The sequence below is a fragment of the Cupriavidus sp. HMR-1 genome (genome assembly GCF_000319775.1).
Lineage (GTDB): Bacteria > Pseudomonadota > Gammaproteobacteria > Burkholderiales > Burkholderiaceae > Cupriavidus > Cupriavidus metallidurans.
This window is the reverse complement of the sequence record NZ_ANKP01000021.1, coordinates 17430-33754: the sequence shown is the minus strand read 5'-3', so window position 1 is coordinate 33754 and position 16325 is coordinate 17430. Positions and strand designations below refer to the sequence as shown.

At 63.9% G+C, this 16325-nt stretch carries 17 protein-coding genes; 8 read left to right on the top strand and 9 right to left on the bottom strand.

Going from position 1 to position 16325, the window contains the following annotated elements; translation table 11 throughout:
• The first annotated feature begins 178 nt into the window (after positions 1-178).
• Positions 179-1216, top strand: a complete 1038-nt coding sequence (locus D769_RS00860) for a tripartite tricarboxylate transporter substrate binding protein (RefSeq protein ID WP_187192374.1) — start codon at positions 179-181, stop codon at positions 1214-1216.
• Positions 1217-1324: 108 nt separating this feature from the next.
• Here D769_RS00860 and sulP read toward each other — a convergent pair whose 3' ends face one another.
• A complete protein-coding gene (gene sulP, locus D769_RS00855; RefSeq protein ID WP_008641119.1) occupies positions 1325-3085 on the bottom strand; it encodes a sulfate permease in 1761 nt (586 codons plus the stop codon).
• An 82-nt stretch (positions 3086-3167) separates the two neighbouring features.
• Positions 3168-4076, bottom strand: coding sequence for a LysR family transcriptional regulator (locus tag D769_RS00850; protein WP_008641118.1), 909 nt, complete (start codon positions 4074-4076; stop codon positions 3168-3170).
• A gap of 134 nt (positions 4077-4210) precedes the next feature.
• Here D769_RS00850 and D769_RS00845 point away from each other — a divergent pair, with 134 nt between their 5' ends.
• Both D769_RS00845 and nfsB read left to right on the top strand, forming a co-directional pair.
• Entirely contained in the window at positions 4211-4675 is a 465-nt protein-coding gene (locus D769_RS00845; RefSeq protein ID WP_008641115.1) for a hypothetical protein, read from the top strand.
• A gap of 60 nt (positions 4676-4735) precedes the next feature.
• Positions 4736-5389: an oxygen-insensitive NAD(P)H nitroreductase gene (nfsB, locus tag D769_RS00840; RefSeq protein WP_008641114.1), complete on the top strand. Its 654-nt coding sequence runs from the start codon at positions 4736-4738 to the stop codon at positions 5387-5389.
• Between the two features lie 102 nt (positions 5390-5491).
• On the opposite strand, the gene D769_RS00835 is transcribed toward nfsB, so the two are convergent.
• A complete protein-coding gene (locus D769_RS00835; protein WP_008641113.1) occupies positions 5492-6022 on the bottom strand; it encodes a flavodoxin family protein in 531 nt (176 codons plus the stop codon).
• Positions 6023-6176: 154 nt separating this feature from the next.
• On the opposite strand from D769_RS00835, the gene D769_RS00830 reads away from it, so the two are divergent.
• Both D769_RS00830 and D769_RS00825 read left to right on the top strand, forming a co-directional pair.
• A complete protein-coding gene (locus D769_RS00830; protein ID WP_008641112.1) occupies positions 6177-6494 on the top strand; it encodes a hypothetical protein in 318 nt (105 codons plus the stop codon).
• 53 nt (positions 6495-6547) lie between these two features.
• Positions 6548-6748 carry a DUF2892 domain-containing protein gene (locus D769_RS00825; protein WP_008641111.1) on the top strand — a complete coding sequence of 67 codons (201 nt, stop codon included), beginning with the start codon at positions 6548-6550 and terminating at the stop codon, positions 6746-6748.
• On the opposite strand, the gene D769_RS00820 is transcribed toward D769_RS00825, so the two are convergent.
• Complete coding sequence (locus D769_RS00820) at positions 6729-7691, bottom strand: LysR family transcriptional regulator (RefSeq protein WP_008641110.1); 963 nt, start codon at positions 7689-7691, stop codon at positions 6729-6731. The two genes, D769_RS00825 and D769_RS00820, sit on opposite strands and share 20 nt — an antisense overlap.
• A gap of 336 nt (positions 7692-8027) precedes the next feature.
• Between D769_RS00820 and D769_RS00815 the strand changes: the two genes are divergently transcribed.
• The gene (locus tag D769_RS00815) at positions 8028-8504 is read left to right on the top strand and encodes a nuclear transport factor 2 family protein (RefSeq protein WP_008641108.1); all 477 of its coding nucleotides are present in this window, start codon (positions 8028-8030) and stop codon (positions 8502-8504) included.
• 34 nt (positions 8505-8538) lie between these two features.
• On the opposite strand, the gene D769_RS00810 is transcribed toward D769_RS00815, so the two are convergent.
• The 5 genes from D769_RS00810 to D769_RS00790 all read right to left on the bottom strand — a co-directional run bounded on the left by D769_RS00810 (position 8539) and on the right by D769_RS00790 (position 13955).
• Positions 8539-9126, bottom strand: coding sequence for a GNAT family N-acetyltransferase (locus D769_RS00810; protein ID WP_008641107.1), 588 nt, complete (start codon positions 9124-9126; stop codon positions 8539-8541).
• 290 nt (positions 9127-9416) lie between these two features.
• The gene (locus D769_RS32890) at positions 9417-9848 is read right to left on the bottom strand and encodes a rubredoxin (protein ID WP_008641105.1); all 432 of its coding nucleotides are present in this window, start codon (positions 9846-9848) and stop codon (positions 9417-9419) included.
• Between the two features lie 89 nt (positions 9849-9937).
• Positions 9938-11230: a gallate dioxygenase gene (locus D769_RS00800; protein ID WP_008641103.1), complete on the bottom strand. Its 1293-nt coding sequence runs from the start codon at positions 11228-11230 to the stop codon at positions 9938-9940.
• A 9-nt stretch (positions 11231-11239) separates the two neighbouring features.
• On the bottom strand, positions 11240-12565 hold the full coding sequence (locus tag D769_RS00795; protein ID WP_008641101.1) for an aromatic acid/H+ symport family MFS transporter: 1326 nt from the start codon (positions 12563-12565) through the stop codon (positions 11240-11242).
• A gap of 169 nt (positions 12566-12734) precedes the next feature.
• Positions 12735-13955, bottom strand: a complete 1221-nt coding sequence (locus tag D769_RS00790; RefSeq protein WP_008641100.1) for a LysR family transcriptional regulator — start codon at positions 13953-13955, stop codon at positions 12735-12737.
• 171 nt (positions 13956-14126) lie between these two features.
• Here D769_RS00790 and D769_RS00785 point away from each other — a divergent pair, with 171 nt between their 5' ends.
• Positions 14127-15275: a 4-oxalomesaconate tautomerase gene (locus D769_RS00785; protein ID WP_040010809.1), complete on the top strand. Its 1149-nt coding sequence runs from the start codon at positions 14127-14129 to the stop codon at positions 15273-15275.
• Positions 15272-16297, top strand: coding sequence for an amidohydrolase family protein (locus D769_RS00780; RefSeq protein ID WP_008641082.1), 1026 nt, complete (start codon positions 15272-15274; stop codon positions 16295-16297). Before D769_RS00785 ends, D769_RS00780 begins: the two co-directional genes overlap by 4 nt.
• Positions 16298-16325: the final 28 nt, after the last annotated feature.

Below are 16325 nucleotides of genomic sequence, written 5' to 3'. Positions count from 1 at the left end.
CTGCTCTTTATGGATTGCCGCTCTGGCGGCAGGCCAATGGTAACCGTGGACGGCGCATCCTCGCATCGTTCGCTTATCGCACATTTGCATCGCGGCGCATCCATTTTTGACCGGCGTTGACACGCCATTGCGTGGACGTGTCCCCGATAATGAACCGCGCCGATCCCATCGGCTGCATATGTTCCGCCATGCGGACGTAATAAAGAGAATCAAAGTAGGAGATGACGTCTTGCGTATCAAGCATCAAGCATCGCGCATTGCGCGCGTTGTAGCTATTGCCGTTGCCGGCCTTTCCATCCACCACGGCGCCATCGCCGCCGACGCATGGCCGGCCAAGCCGATCAAGGTGATCGTGCCCTATACCCCGGGTGGCTCCACCGATACCGTTGCGCGCGTGGTGTTCGAGAAGGTTTCACAAAGCCTTGGCCAGCCGATCGTGATCGAGAACAAGCCGGGCGCCAACAGCACGCTGGGTGTCGGCGTGGTGGCCCGTTCGGCGCCCGATGGCTACACCTTCGTATCCGTGCTGGCCGCCTACAGCGCGAACATGTCGCTGTATTCGAAGCTGAGCTACAAGCCCACCGACCTGGCGCCGGTCGCCGAGATGGCCGAGCTGCCGCTGTTCCTGTTCTCCAGCAAGAAGCTGCCGGTCAAGACCGTGGCCGAACTGGTCGACTACGGCAAGAAGCATCCGGATACGCTGACGTTCGGCTCCAGCGGCATCGGCAGTTCGGCGCACCTGACCGGCGAGCGGCTGGCGATGGAATCGAAGGTCAAGATGACCCACATTCCGTACAACGGCAGCGCCCCGATCCTGCCCGCGCTGGTCTCGGGCGAAATCTCGATGGCGTTCGATCCGCTGCTGGTGCCGATGCCCCACGTGAAGTCCGGCAAGATCAACGTGCTGGCCGTCGCATCGGCCAAGCGCTGGCCGAGCGAGCCGAATATCCCGACGATGGAAGAGTCCGGTTTCCCGGGCTTTGTGATGAGCTCCTGGACGGGCCTGCTGGCACCGGCAGGCACGCCGCAACCCATCATCGACCGGATGGCGAAAGAGATCGCCGCCGCCACGCGTAACCCCGACGTGACGAAGAAGCTGACGGAGCTGGGCTTTATCCCAGTCGGCGGCACGCCCGAGGAGTTCCGCAAGCTGATCGAACGCGATACGTCGCGCTACGGGCAAATCGTGAAGGCTGGCAAGATCACGCTGGACTGACGACTGACAGGTACGGGCGACACCATGGTGCCTGTACCTCTGCTTATGCCTGTATCCGCGCGGCGCGGGAAGTCTCTCCGCGTCGCGCGTTGCTTCAATCGCCCCACCCTACTCGTTCCGGCCCCACGCGTCCGGCCAGTCTCCCTGCCGGCCGACATAGGCATCCACCGCGCTGCCCACCGTCGGGTGAAAGCGATCCTCGCCGATCACGTCCATCAGTTCGAAGCGCCGCAGCTTGTCACGGACCGGGTCCTTCATCTCCGCAAAATGCAGGGCGATACCGTGCTCGCCCAGTGTGCGACTCAGCTCGCGCAGCATGTCAGCGGACGTCACATCCACACTGGTCACCGGCTCCGCGGCCACCACCACGCGGTACACGGGGGCCGGAGACTCGTCGATCGCTTCCTGCAGGCGTTCCTGGAACAGCTCGGCATTGGCGAAGAACAACGGGGCATCCCAACGGAACAGCACAAGCCCGGGAATCCGCTTGCCGTGCGGATAGCGCTCCAGGTCATGGTAGCCGCGCAGGCCCTCGACTTGTCCGAGTATCGCGTAGTGGGGTCGCCAGCCGTCCCAAAGGAATTCAATAATGGCGAGCACCACCGCAAGGCCGATACCGGGAATCGCGCCGAACACGGCAACCGCCACGAAGCAGACCATCGAGAGCCAGAACTCCCATTCCTGGATGCGATAGATCCGCTTCAGATCCGCGAACTCGAACAACCCTAGCGCGGCGGCAATCACCACTGCCGCGAGCGCGCTGTTCGGCAAATAGCGCATCAGGTCAGGCGCCACCACCAGCAGCGCCGCGACAGCCAGCGCGCCCACCACGCCAGTCAACTGGGTCCGCGCGCCGGCCGCCTCGGCCACTGGCGTGCGTGACGCGCTGCTGCTGATCGGGAAGCCCTGAAAAAAGCCCGCGGCGAGGTTGGCGGCGCCAAGGCCAACCATCTCCTGGTTCGGGTCCACGCGGTGATGGTGCCGTGCCGCGAAGCTGCGGGACAGCACACTGGTATCCGCGAAGGCGATCATTGCCACCGCGCAGCCACCCGCCACGATCTTGACGAAGTCGAGACCACTGGCCCAGGGCACCGCGAAGGCCGGCAAACCCTGCGGGATCGAACCCAGCACCTTCACACCCATCTGGTCCAGGTCGAACATGATCACGCACAGCGTTGCCACGATCACCGCTATCAGGATGCCCGGCACGCGTTCGAAACGCTTGAGCGCGAGGATCAGCACCAGGCTACCGGCCCCAACCGCGGCGCTATACCAGTTGACCTGGCCGGCAACCAGCGCCTGGCCCAACAGCACCAGTTCCCGCAGCGGCCCGGTGTCCTCCACGCGGATGGCGAAGATCTTCGGCAACTGGCTGACCAGCACCGTGAACGCAATCCCGTTCATGTAGCCGTAGCGGATGGGCTTGGACAGCAGCTCGGTGATAAAGCCCAGCCGCAACAGACCCATGACGATGCAGAACAGCCCCGAGACGATTGCCATCATGCTGGCCACCGCGATCGCGCGCGCCGGATCGCCACCGGACATCTGGACGACCACTGCCAGCACCGGCGCTGCCAGCGCCGAATCGGGGCCGAGCACGAGAATCCTGCTGGGGCCGAATACCGCATAGGCAAGCAGCGGCACGATGGTCGCGTAGAGCCCGTAGACACCTGGCACGCCTGACGCTTCCGCATAGGCAATACCAACCGGCACGAGCATCGTCGTCAAGACCAGCCCCGCCGTCAGGTCCCGTGGCAACCAGCTTGCCTGGTAGTCCCGGGCCATCGCCACACCCGGCAGCCATCGCAGCCAGGCATTGGGGATCCGCGCTTTACGCGAGGCGCCTGGGTTGCGGCCGTCGGATAGCATGGTCGGTCCTTTTTCTAGTTGCGATGCGCCGTGGGGATTCGGCAAGACATGGCCATACATCCCTAAGCATAGATGTGGATCATCAAACCCGCGCGACTAGTCGCTCCACCCGTTCGGCCACGAAATCGCGCAAGCCGCGCAGCAGCGGCGTCAGTTGCGAACGCCCCGCCACGACCATATACAGCGGCGACGCTTCGGCCGTCCATTCGGTGCACAACGCACGCAGGCGACCCGCCGCGAGATCGTCGGCCACATCGAACCAGGCCTTGTAGGCGATGCCCTTGCCGGCCAGCGCCCAGCGGCGCACGGCGTCCCCATCGTTCGAAACATTGGCCGGCTTGACGCGCACGGTCAGTGTCTCGCCGTCTTCGCGCGCGAAGCGCCAACGATCATGCACGTCATCGCCAAACATGTAGCAGAGACAGCGATGCGCGGACAGGTCATATGGCGTTTGCGGCATGTCGTGACTGGCGAGATAGCCCGGCGAAGCGCATAGCACCCTGTGGATGCCCGTTGCCACCGGCACCGCCACGAGATTCGAATCCGGTGGCTCACCATAGCGGAAGGCCACGTCGACGGGATCGCTGTAGATATTCGCCACGCGGTCCGTCAACTGCAGCCGGAATTCGACCAGGGGATGGCGGTCCTGGAACGCATCGAGCCAGGGCAGCAGCAGGTTGCGTCCGAAGTCAGACGGGGCAGACAGCCTGACCACGCCCTGGAACGCCTGGTTGCCGGTGACCAGATCCCGGCTTGCCTGCTGCAGCACCTCGAGCGCGGGCCGGCATTGCGCCAGGTACTGCTCGCCCTCGCGGGTCAGCCGCATCGTGCGCGTGGAGCGCACGAACAACTGGACGCCCAGTTCGCCTTCCAGCCGCTTGAGCGCCGCGCTGGTGGCCGCCGGCGTCAGGTCCAGCGCCCGCGCGGTGGCGGACAAGCTGCCGTTATCGGCGGTTCGCACGAAAATATCGAGTTCCTGAAGCAATCTCATGGGCGTCGAAGGCACAGGGCCGATCTGGAGCGATTTTCAAATTTTATTTGAATACGGGTACAAGTGAAGCCCCGTTTTTCAATCGACTGCGTAGTGGGATCATCCACCATCCCCATCACTTCGAAGGACGCGCCATGGATTCCGCACATCCCGCCAGCCCGCGCGAAGCCTGGCAGTTTGACCACCTCAACGTGTCGATCGGTGCTGATCATGCGTTGCGCGCCCTGTTCGAAGGCGTGATGGACATGCATCCCGGGTATCGGCCGCCATTCCCTTTCCCTGGCTTGTGGCTCTATGAGGGCGACCAGGCCATGGTGCACGCGGTGGACGACGACTCGCTGTCGGCCAGCAGCGGCGAAGTCCGCATGGGCCATATCGCATTCCGGAGCCAGGCCAGCGCGACAGACGTCATCGCCCGCCTGCAGGCAGCCGGCCTGCGTTTCCGGGTGGCCCATGTTCCCGCCGACGACACCATCCAGATTTTTGTGCCACTGCCCGGCGGACTGGTGGTCGAGCTCGATGTGCCGGGCGATCCGGACATCGCCACCAGTCACCAGTACAGCGCCGCTCGGCGCGCGCCGGACGCGGGCGACATCTGAATTCGTATTCACCCTTCCCCAACTTCGCATCCACCTGAACAAGGAAACACCATGAAAGCTATGAAACTCTCGGAGATGATCGCCACCCGCCATACCGTGAAAGCGTACGAGCCCGGCCGCACCATTCCGCAGGACGTCATCGACGAACTGCTGGCCGTGCTGCACAAGAGCCCGTCATCCGTGAATTCGCAACCGTGGCACTTCGTGGTGGCGTCCACGCCGGAGGCCCGGGCACGCGTGGCGCGTGCCGCCAGCGGTGGCTACAGCGCCAATGCGCCGAGGATCGAGAATGCCTCGCACGTGATCGCACTGGCCGTGCGCGCCGACATGGACGACGCCCACCTGAACAAGCTGCTGGAAGCCGAGGAGCGCGATGGCCGCTTTACCGCGGAAGGTGCGAAGGCAGGGCAGAACAAGGGACGTCGTTATTTCGTCGACCTGCACCGCTTCGCGTTTCGCGACGTCCAGCAGTGGATGGCGAACCAGGTCTACCTGGCACTCGGCAGCCTGCTGACGGGCGCGGCGGTACTTGGCGTGGATGCCACGCCGATGGAAGGCTTCGACCGCAACATCCTCGATGCGGAACTCGGCCTGCGCGAGCGTGGCTATACCAGTCTCGTGCTGGTGTCACTCGGCTACGGCAGCGAGCAGGACTTCAACGCCGACCTCCCCAAGTCGCGGCTCGGCAAGGAAGAGGTCTTCACGTTCCTGTGACGGACGTCATTAAGGGACGCCATTGAGGGACGCCATTGAGGGACGCCAGCACGACGATGCTGGCGTCCTTGCGTGGGGATACGCGCGCGGGTGGGTTCCTGCTCATGCCTCGTTCGGCGACAGCCACGCCGAGCGCGGCGCGGCGTCTCCGGCGCGCGGGTCGCGCTGCAGGATGCGAGCAAATTCGTCGAGATCCACCTTGGCCTCGCCGGTGGTCACCTGCTGTTGCAGCAGCACCATGACCGGATGCGGCGGACGGCCCATCGCCGTAGCCACCTCCTCGGCCGCACGGAACCCGCCGCGCGCGGCCATCACCGCGATCGCCGCCAGCGGCCCCTTGTAGCTGCGCTGGTCCTGCAGGAAGCTCCGCATCGGTGCCGCCAGATGCTCCACCCAGACCGGCGCCATCACCACCACGCTGCCGCAGGTATCGAGCGGCGGACCGTCGTAGCGATAGCCAACCTTGCGGCCCAGCCGATTATCCAGGACACAACGCAAATCTCCCCACCAGCCCGCCCGGCTGACCGCGTCGCGCAGTTCGACCACGCGCCAACCCAGGCGCGAGCCGAGCATTTCGGCGGCTTGTCGCGTGGTGCCGGTGCGGGAGTAAAAGATCACGAGGTTTTCAGCCATGTTGTCTCCTGATTGCCGAATGGATGGCGCTGACAGATTTCATCTGTCAGCCTAGCGGCAGACGTTGCCACGTGTTTGACGTACGTCAATCTGCGATCGGGCCTAGTGTCTAGACTCGAGACACAATCTTGCAGTTCAGACCCAAGAGGCCGTCATGCATCGCAACACATACTTCCTGGCCATTGCCGCCGCAGCCGTGGCATTGACCTCGCTTCCAGCCAGCGCGCAGAAGAACTACACCGATGGCGGCGACCTCTACGGCGGCGCGCACGCGCCGGTGACAAAAGACGCACAGGCACCCGCCAAGTCTGGCAAACACAAGAATAGTGCTTCCCGCAGCGGCAAGTTCGATCCCTATTCGGAAGGTGCGCAGACGAAGTCCAATCTGACTCCGCAGAAAAAGGGCGCTGACGACGCGGCGCACGCCGCGAAATTCGACCCATACACCGAAGGCCAGGCTGCCAAGCAGTAACCCGCGCCAAAGCCACGCATATCCGTCACCCCTCCCGTCTGATTGGAACGCTCATGCAAAAAAACGCTGGAACCCTTGACCGCCTCGTGCGCGTCGCCATCGGAGTCGTGCTGATTGCCTTGACCTTGACGGATCAGATCGGCGTCTGGGGATGGATCGGCGCGGTGCCGCTCGTGACCGGTCTACTCGGATACTGCCCGCTATATCGCGTGTTCGGCTTCAACACCTGCCCCATCACTCGCCGCGGCAGTTGACCACCAAACCCTGAGGCGACATCGTCGCCTCAGGAATCGGGCAAACCGCGAACCTGTCGGATATCACGTTCCGCAGCCACTGGTTGCCCACCTCCCGGTGACGGGTAGCGTGCCAGAACACGTTGACACTGATCTCGGATATCTTCACCGGACACGGCGCGGAAACCAGGTTGAACAACGCCAGCGCGCGCTCCGCATAGGCCTGTGGCACCACTGCGATCAGATCGGTCGATTGAAGGATATGACCCAGCGCCGCGAAATGCGGCACGCTCAGCCGCGAGCGTCGCGTCACCCCCGCCTGCTGGATTGCCGCATCCACCCTGGTGTGGCCCGTGCCTTCCGCACTGATCGACACACGATCCGCCGTGGCAAACGCTGCCAGCGTCAAATCCCTTCGTCCAAGCGGGTGCCCTTTCCGAAAGATGCACACGTACTGCTGTAACAACAGCCGACGCTGGAAGAAGCCCGCCGTCAGGCCCGGCAGGAAACCGATCGCCAGATCGATACAACCACTTTCCATCGCGCCCTTGAGTGAATCGCCGTGTATGCACACGGTGCTGATTCTCACGCCTGGCGCCAGTTTGCCAAGCTGCTCCATCAGGCCTGGCAAGAGATAGATCTCGCCGATATCGGTCATCGCCACGGTGAACGCTCGCGTGCTCGTCAAAGGATCGAACGTGGCGCGTGCATTGAGCGAGTGGTGGATGACATCGAGCGCCTCGGTGATCGGCCCGGCTAGCATGCCGGCAAGCTGTGTGGGGACCATGCCCTTCGACGTCCGCAGAAACAGGTCATCGTCCAGCAACTTGCGCAGGCGATTCAGCGCATTGCTGACAGCTGGCTGCGAGATCCCAAGCGTCCGCGCCACGGCGGACATTTTGCGTTGACGCAATAATTCGTTGAATACGACAAGCAGGTTCAGATCGATGTCCTGCAGTTCCATTACTACGTCTCCACCCGATTTATCAGGCACTACCGCGGCATTATCACTAGCGGTGATAGTGCAAATCAACCAGACCGCTATTGTCAACGCTGCCGTAAACGGCACTATGGTGCCCGGACAAAAAGCCAGCAAATACTGTGCCGTGGACGTTAGATCCAATCACCGTATTTCGCGACGCCGGCACACGACCGACGCAAGGCGATACGTCAGGCCCCAGACCGCATCACCCGCCGAACCCGGCAAGCGCAAACTGGCAACGCCAGTCTCGCAGAACCTGAAGAAAACGTCCGTGGCAACTCCCCACCATCAGGGTGTGCCACGACATGGAGATTGAGGATGACTACCGTCGAAACCTGGCAGCAAGTACTGTTGCTTTACGCCGATTACACTGCCGCGCTCGATAACAAGCAATGGGAGAAATGGCCCGATTTCTTCTTAGAGCAATGTGTCTGCAAGATGCAGTCGCATGAGACGCATGTATGCGGCTTGCCGATGGCAACACCCGCATTCGAGAGCTGTGGACTGCTCACGGAAAAGGCTTGTGCGAACAGAATGGACGCCCAGGATTTTCATTACAGGCAGCAGGTCGGCCTCCCGCGCATTCTGGAGGACAGCGGTAGCGAGATCCGCATCGAGACCAGCTACGCGATCTTCCACACCACGTCCGACGACACGTCGGCCATCCACAGCGTCGGACGCTATCTGGACACCATTGCGCGCACCGACGCAGGCTTGAAGTTCGCGTCGCGCGTCTGCATTCTTGAAAGAAGGGCGATCCCGGACTTGCTGACAGGCCGATGCATGAGCCGTTGAGCCAGGGCATCAGCCGCGCGAAATACGGATCCAATCATTTGTCCGGGCCAGTGGTCCTGCTGCCCTTGCCAGTGATTCCATCCCATTGGGCGCCGGACAGGCGGTAGAGCACATGCCTGGCGAGACGATCCCCCGAAGGCAGTGCCGGATGATCGAAATCGTCGCTGGCCGCGTGATGCATGCCAAGCCGCTGCATTACCTGTTCCGAGCGCTGGTTGATCGCCGCGGTGAAGGACACGATCTCGGCAAGCCGCAATGCGCCGAATCCGAGATCCAGCGCCGCGCGAGCCGCCTCCGTGGCATAGCCGCGTCCCCAGTGCTCTCGCGCCAGACGCCAGCCAATCTCCACGCATGGCCCAAATGGGGGCACCCATGACGGTATCGCCAGTCCGGTGAAGCCGATGAACGTCGACGTTTCGCGCAATTCGAGGGCCCACAACCCGAAGCCATGCTGCGCGTGATGCTGACGGATACGATCCATGAGCGCATCGCTCTGGGCATCGGACAGCGTCGACGGAAAGAACGCCATGATCTCTTCGTCCGCATTGATGGCGCGAAACGGTATGCGGTCTTCCTCGCGCCACTGACGCAGGCGCAGGCGAGCGGTGGGCACAGGTTCCATGTTCAGCAGGCTCCGTCTCTTCGGATCTTCGGGTTCCAGAGGGTTCACGGTCACACGACCAGTCGACCACTCACCGATGCCCAGTCACCCAGCGTCAAGTCTCTCGAACCGCCTTGCAGCACGGCACGACGTGCAAGTCGATCATGCCACCATTGTCAGGCCGCGTGAAACTGTTATCCACGTAACCCGGTGGCAACGAATGGGCAGCGCAGAGTAGCGCACATGAATCCGCCACTGAAACAAGGATGCCCCGTCCTGAGGATCTTCCCGAATGATCCTCATGGCGCCGCCTAGAACTCCACCATGGCAAAGTCTTCCTTGCCGACGTCGCACTCGGGGCAGCGCCAGTCGGCAGGAATGTCTTCCCAGCGCGTGCCGGGCGCGATGCCGTCCTCGGGCAACCCGGCCGCTTCGTCATAGACCCAGCCGCAGATGATGCAGACCCACTGCTTGAATTCGCTCTCGGCGTTTGTGGCAGGCTTTTCTTCGGCCTTTGCCTCCGTGCGGGCGGGCGCGGCGTCAGCCTGTGCGGGCGGCCCTTCGAGACTGAACACAAGCGGCGCGGTGGTACCCGACGCGGCCTGCGCTAGATGTGCCTGAAGCTGCGCCAGTAGTGCCTGGGCCTCGTCGATGGTCAGATCCACCCAGTACGGATCGCCTGCGGCGTCGTTCAGGCGTTGCGGAGAGAACTGGAGTTCGACAGAAGTGCCTTTCTTGTACATACGGAAACCGAGCGGGGGCTGGTGCAAGTCAAAAACAACCTCGCACATGGCGGCATTGCACCGGAATTCAAGCCCCCGACATCGTCCGGTCAGGACTTCGCACTCCATGAAGCGCTGCCGCTACCGGCCACCGAGTACAGCGCGCCCGGCGCATTGCGCGTCTTCTGGAAGTCTTCAAGGGACTGGCCACGCATCGCCGCGTAGATATGCAGGTTCGAGACACCGCAGACCGCGCCGAGCTTCTCCAGCATGAAGAAAATCACGCCGTAATGGATCATGCCGCGCCAGTCGTGGCGCGTAATCATGTCGCGCTCTTCCTGCGTCAGTTCCGCTTCGTCGTAGGTTGCCAGCGGATCGGCGCGGAATCGCTCGCGGAATGCCGGATCGATAAGCTGATGCAGATAGCGGTTGATCCGGTATGCGCGCACGCTGGTTTCCAGGGTGAACGGATATGTCCCTTCCAGTTGCTCGATCCCGCGCAACTGATGACCGATGTGCTCGCGCTGGCGTTCGGCACGCGCCTCTCGCAGCGCGGGGTCGTCGGCGGATTCGTTCTCGTAGACCGCCACGGCGATGCCGGTCATCGATGGCAGATAGTAGTCACGATGCAGGCAGCGGACGCGGCTCGACATCGCGCCACGCATCACCATCCACATGACCACTTCCGCGCTCTCGAAGCCGCCTCGCTTCGCGTACTCGGCATGGGTGATGTCTAGCAGCGCCTCGGGATCGGATTCGAACAGGTCGAGGAACTGGTGATCCCACGCGGTATTGTTGAAGCCCGCACGCTCGCCATGCACCTGGTGCGACAGGCCACCGGTGGCGACGATCGCCACCTTGAGGTCTTCCGGGTAGCTCTCCACCGCGCGGCGGATCGCCTCTCCGAGCTTGTAGCAACGACGCGCCGACGGTGCCGGGAACTGCAGCACGCCCACCTGCAGCGGCAGGATCTTCACAGGCCACTCGCCCTCGTGCGGCAGCATGACCGACATCGGCGAGAAGCAACCATGATCGAGCGGCTTGTCCTGGAAGAACGACATGTCGAACTCGTCGGCCACCAGCGATGCGCCGACGTGCCGCGCCAGTTCGACGTGGCCGCGCGCCGGTGGCAGGTTGCGTGGGCCACCGCCCTCATCGGCAGCGTGGTAGGTATCGCCGATACCCAGCGCGAAGGCCGAGTAGTGATCGAAGAAGAACGACGTGACGTGATCGTTGTAGACAACGAGCAGCACGTCGGGCTTTTTCCTGGCGAGCCACTCGCTCACCGGCGCATAGGCCGCGAAGATCGGCGCCCAGGCGGGGTCCTGCTGCTTGCCCGCGTCGAGCGCGAATCCGATGGTTGGCGTATGGGAAGAGGCGATTGCGCCGATGATGGTGGCCATGGCAATACGTCAAGCGGTTACGGCGCGAGGCTGCGCCTTCGTGGAAACAATGGAGATCGCCGCCATGGTCGCCGGAACGGCCAGGATGGCAATCACCGCGCTGAAACTCCAGCCCATCGACAGCAGCACACCGCCCGCCATGGAGCCGGTGATGCTGCCGAAGCGGCCGATGCCGAGCATCCAGCTTACGCCAGTGGCACGCACCGGCGTGGGATAGCACTGCGGCGCGAAAGCGTTGAGCCCGGTCTGCGCGCCGCTCATGCAGAAGCCGGCCAGCAGCACGTAGAGTGCAAACATCGACGACGTGACGCTGCCAGAAGCCAGCATCAGGATGAACACCGCGCCCAGCACATACGACACGCCGATCACACGATGGGGCGCGAAGCGGTCCATGCAGTAGCCCACCACCAGCGCGCCGACGGTGCCGCCGAGCTGGAACAGTGCCGTCAGGTTGGCGGCGCGCTCGATCGGCAGGCCAGCGTCCTTGATCAGCGTGGGCAGCCAGCCGCTCAGCAGGTAGATCACGAGCAGCCCCATGAAATAGGTGATCCACAGCGCCAGCGTCATGCCGCGATAACCCGGCGACAACAGCGTGCGCACGGGCTGCTTGCCGGAGACCGGCGGCTCGCTAATCGTGAACACGGTGTCATCGGCCACCGCGCTGCCGATCACGCGGCGCAGCGTGCGGGCGATTCGCGCCGGCGAGACATTGCGGACCACCATGAAGCGTGCCGATTCTGGAATCAGCATGATGTAGAACGGCAGGCAGATCAACGGAATCGCGCCACCGGCGATCAGCACCGCGCGCCAGCCATGATGCGGCAGAATCGCGGCGGCACCGAAGCCCACCAGCGCGGAGCCGAGGTTGAAGCCCGTGAACATCGTCGCCAGCAACATGCTGCGCGAACGTTCCGGCACATACTCGGAGAGCAGCGTGGTCGTGCTCGGCATGGCCGCGCCCAGACCAAGGCCGGTCAGGAAGCGCAGCAGCGACAAGGTTGCCGTGCCATCGGCGAATGCGCTCAGCAGATTGAATACGCCGAACAGCGCGATGGAACCGACCAGCAGCTTCTTGCGGCCGAAGCGGTCGGACAGCGGCCCGACCACCAGCGCGCCGATGGCCAGGCCGATCGGCGCGGCGCTCATCACCATGCCAAAGGCGGCTTTCGAGATGCCCCATTCGCGTGTGATGTCCGGCGCGAGGAAGCCCATGATGGCCACATCCATCCCGTCCGTGGCGACGATCAGGAAACACAGCACCAGCAGCAGCCACTGGTAGCCGGACATCTTGCGTTCGTTGATATGGGCCCGAATGTCGAGCCGTTGCGTTGTCATGTTGCCGTCTCCTGGCGTGATCCGCCGTGCGGGAGTCAGCGGATTCTAGTTATCGACATGGCTAATCGCCGCGGAAGCGGCCGGCCGCGCATCCCCCATGCACGGCAACGGCAGTCTACGTTCAGCAGGGGATAGCAGTATTGCTTTGTGGCGCGGGCTGCGTTGCCATCTACTTATCGACGGCCTGTTCCATTGACCCGCTGGCGTGCCGCAGCGCGGCGATCAGCGCATCGGCGCCGGGCGAGAGACGCGCGCCCACGCGAGTGGTGATGCCAATGCTGCGCGCCGTGTCGGGCAGCGGGAGCCCCAGTTCGCGCAGCCATCCCGCGTCGATCTCGTGGCGAAGCTGATGGGCAGACAAGGCGGTCACCATATCCCCCTGCAGCAACATGCCGCGCACCAGCGCGAGGTCTCCGGTTTCAACCAGCGGCTGCGGCAACGGCAGGCCACGTGACGCAAACACGCCGTCCAGCGCCTGGCGCGACGGCGACGCGGCGCGAGACAGCACCCACGGATACGGTTCGAGATCGGCCAACGTCACGCGCTTTCTGACCGCCAGCGGATGCGCGGCGCGAACGATCAGCGAGATCCGGTCCTGGAAGAGCCTCTCGGTGGCAAGCCCTTGCGAAGCCAGCGGACGTACCGCGCCAAGAATGAAATCGATCCGCCCGGCCAGCAGGCCCGCGGTCAGCTCCTCATACGGGCTTTCGAGCGTCCGGAAACGCAGATGCGGATGGCGTCGGTGCACGTCGGCAATCGCCATCGGCAACAGCAGCGTGCGGCCCAGCGGCAGCGCGCCAACCGTCACCACACCTTCCAGCACCCCCTTCAACGCGGCGATATCGGCGCGGATGTTGCGCAGTTCGGCCAGAACGCGCTCGAAACGTACCACCCAGCGGCTGCCTGCGTCGGTGGGCACCATGCCCCGCGCCGTGCGCGCGAAGATGGGCTGGCCCAGTGCGTCCTCCAGCCGGGCGATTGCCTGACTGACCGCCGGCTGCGACACGCCGATCGACGCCGCCACGCTGGGCATGTGATGCACCTCGGCCAGCATCGCCGCCACTTCGAGCCGCCGTTCGTTGTGCAGCGCGTCGATACTGGCGACGGCGGCACCCGAATGCGCCCGCATCCGTACCGCTTCCTCCCGCACCTCGCGCAAGGCGGCTTCGATATGCCGCGCGCGCTCGAGCACGATCTCGCCGGCGCGTGTCAGCAGCATCCCCCTGCCCTTGCGCTCGAACAGCACCACCCCAAGCGTCTCCTCGAGCGCGGCCACCGAACGGGCAATCGCGGACGACGCCCGATGCAGCGACTCCGAGGATCGCCGTACCCCTCCGGCAGCGGCGACACCGGCAAAAACGTGAAGGTGATGCAGGCTGATGGTCTCCATGGCGTTGTCCGACCCGATGTTGTATTTGTGCTGTCGATAAGCAGATTAGAACAACTGTCCTGCGACATGGCAACCAAGGGATTCCACGGTACGCCGATACTTCGGCCACCTGATGGACAACCTGATGGACCACCGATCGGACCCCCGATCGGGTCCGGCTTCGCACCCGCCATGACGCCCTGCCTCGCCTCCGATCTCCGCGCGATACCTTGCACGCTGATGCGCGGCGGCACGTCACGCGGACCGTTTTTCCTCGCGAGCGATCTGCCGGAGGACGTGCCAGCACGCGATCGCGTGCTGCTGGCCGCGATGGGCAGCCCAGACCCGCGCCAGATCGACGGCCTGGGCGGAGCCCATCCACTGACCAGCAAGGCCGGCATCGTGTCGCGCGGCACGCCGGGTCATGCCGACCTGGACTTCACGTTCGCGCAACTACAGCCGAACGCCGACACCGTCGATACCACCCCGAACTGCGGCAACATGCTGGCGGCAGTGCTTCCCTTTGCGATCGAACGCGGACTGATTGCGCCGCAGGGCGACATCACCCGGGCACGTGTGCTGACGCGCAACACCGGGATGCTTTGCGACATCACGATCCAGACGCCCGGCGGCGTGCCACGGTTCTCGGGCAACGCGCGCATCGACGGCGTCCCCGGCACCGCGGCCCCGATCGTGATCGATTTTCTCGACACCGCAGGCTCCGTCTGCCATGCAATGCTGCCCACCGGCAACGTCATCGACGTCTTGACGATCAACGATCCGGTGCATGGCGGCTCACGCATGATCGCTGCCACTCTGATCGATAACGGCATGCCGATGGTGCTGATGCGCGCGGAGGATCTCGACCGCACCGGCTACGAAAGCGTGGCCGCGCTCAATGCCGATCACGAGCTCAAGCAACGCATTGAAGCCGCGCGGCTCGCCGCCGGCAAGCTCATGGGGCTGGGCGACGTCTCCGACAAAAGCTATCCGAAGATGTGCCTGCTGGCCCGGCCACGCCAGGGCGGCAGCATCGCCACGCGTTGCTTCATCCCGCGCGTCTGCCACGACGCGATCGGCGTACTGGCCGCCATCACGGTGGGCACCGCCTGCGTGCTGCCGGGCACCGTGGCAAGCGGCATCGCAGCCACCAGCGTCGGGCCGCTCCATGCCATTAGCGTCGAGCACCCGACCGGCGAGTTCACCGTTGAACTGGAAACCGATCCTGCCAAGCCGGGATCGATCGTACGTAGCGCGCTGATCCGCACCGCGCGTCCCATCATGCGCGGCGAGGTACTGGTGCCGACCAGCGCATGGCCTCTGTCTGACGAACTCCCATGATCATCGATTGCCACGGGCACTTCACCACCGCCCCCAAGGCCCTGGAAGACTGGCGCCAACGCCAGATCGCCAGCCTGAACACCCCTGCGCTCGCGCCTTCCGTCAGTGAACTGCGCATCAGTGACGACGAACTGCGTGACGCCATCGCCAGCAATCAGCTTCGCCTGATGCGCGAGCGTGGGATGGACCTGACGATCTTCTCGCCGCGCGCGTCGTTCATGGCGCACCACATCGGCAGCTTTGAAACCAGCGCCACGTGGGCCGCCATCTGCAACACGCTCTGCCACCGTGTCAGCGAGTTGTTCCCCGACCAGTTCGTCGGCGCCGCCATGCTGCCGCAATCGCCGGGTGTCGATACCAAGAGCTGCATCGACGAACTCGAACGTTGCGTGCGCGAGTATGGCTTTGTCGGCGTGAACCTGAATCCGGATCCGTCTGGCGGACACTGGACATCGCCACCGCTATCCGATCCGTACTGGTATCCGATCTACGAGAAGCTTGTCGAACTCGACGTGCCGGCCATGATTCACGTCAGCACGAGTTGCAACGCGTGCTTCCACACCACTGGCGCGCACTACCTGAACGCCGACACCACCGCATTCATGCAGGTGCTGACCAGCGACCTGTTTCAGCGCTTTCCGACGCTGAAATTCGTGATTCCGCACGGTGGCGGCGCGGTGCCCTACCACTGGGGCCGGTTCCGTGGGCTGGCGCAGGAGATGAAGCTGCCGCCGCTTGGCGAACACCTGCTCAATAACGTCTTCTTCGATACATGCGTCTATCACCAGCCTGGCATCGACCTGCTGACGCGCGTGATACCGGTCAAGAACGTGCTGTTCGCCTCGGAGATGATCGGCGCGGTACGTGGCATAGACCCCGAGACCGGCCACTACTACGACGATACGCGGCGCTACATCGATCAGGCCGCGCTCTCGGACGAGGAACGTCACCAGATTTACGAGGGCAACGCGCGGCGCGTCTACAGCCGACTTGACGCGCGACTCAAGGCACGTGGCCACTAGGCAGCGCCATCGAAGCCAGGCATCAACG

What these genes read in the sequence shown, in the direction of transcription:
- D769_RS00860 (WP_187192374.1), top strand. Translation starts at nt 179, where the DNA reads ATGTTCCGCCATGCGGACGTAATAAAGAGAATCAAAGTAGGAGATGAC.
- sulP (WP_008641119.1), bottom strand. Translation starts at nt 3,085, where the DNA reads ATGCTATCCGACGGCCGCAACCCAGGCGCCTCGCGTAAAGCGCGGATC.
- D769_RS00850 (WP_008641118.1), bottom strand. Translation starts at nt 4,076, where the DNA reads ATGAGATTGCTTCAGGAACTCGATATTTTCGTGCGAACCGCCGATAAC.
- D769_RS00845 (WP_008641115.1), top strand. Translation starts at nt 4,211, where the DNA reads ATGGATTCCGCACATCCCGCCAGCCCGCGCGAAGCCTGGCAGTTTGAC.
- nfsB (WP_008641114.1), top strand. Translation starts at nt 4,736, where the DNA reads ATGAAACTCTCGGAGATGATCGCCACCCGCCATACCGTGAAAGCGTAC.
- D769_RS00835 (WP_008641113.1), bottom strand. Translation starts at nt 6,022, where the DNA reads ATGGCTGAAAACCTCGTGATCTTTTACTCCCGCACCGGCACCACGCGA.
- D769_RS00830 (WP_008641112.1), top strand. Translation starts at nt 6,177, where the DNA reads ATGCATCGCAACACATACTTCCTGGCCATTGCCGCCGCAGCCGTGGCA.
- D769_RS00825 (WP_008641111.1), top strand. Translation starts at nt 6,548, where the DNA reads ATGCAAAAAAACGCTGGAACCCTTGACCGCCTCGTGCGCGTCGCCATC.
- D769_RS00820 (WP_008641110.1), bottom strand. Translation starts at nt 7,691, where the DNA reads ATGGAACTGCAGGACATCGATCTGAACCTGCTTGTCGTATTCAACGAA.
- D769_RS00815 (WP_008641108.1), top strand. Translation starts at nt 8,028, where the DNA reads ATGACTACCGTCGAAACCTGGCAGCAAGTACTGTTGCTTTACGCCGAT.
- D769_RS00810 (WP_008641107.1), bottom strand. Translation starts at nt 9,126, where the DNA reads ATGGAACCTGTGCCCACCGCTCGCCTGCGCCTGCGTCAGTGGCGCGAG.
- D769_RS32890 (WP_008641105.1), bottom strand. Translation starts at nt 9,848, where the DNA reads ATGTACAAGAAAGGCACTTCTGTCGAACTCCAGTTCTCTCCGCAACGC.
- D769_RS00800 (WP_008641103.1), bottom strand. Translation starts at nt 11,230, where the DNA reads ATGGCCACCATCATCGGCGCAATCGCCTCTTCCCATACGCCAACCATC.
- D769_RS00795 (WP_008641101.1), bottom strand. Translation starts at nt 12,565, where the DNA reads ATGACAACGCAACGGCTCGACATTCGGGCCCATATCAACGAACGCAAG.
- D769_RS00790 (WP_008641100.1), bottom strand. Translation starts at nt 13,955, where the DNA reads ATGGAGACCATCAGCCTGCATCACCTTCACGTTTTTGCCGGTGTCGCC.
- D769_RS00785 (WP_040010809.1), top strand. Translation starts at nt 14,127, where the DNA reads ATGACGCCCTGCCTCGCCTCCGATCTCCGCGCGATACCTTGCACGCTG.
- D769_RS00780 (WP_008641082.1), top strand. Translation starts at nt 15,272, where the DNA reads ATGATCATCGATTGCCACGGGCACTTCACCACCGCCCCCAAGGCCCTG.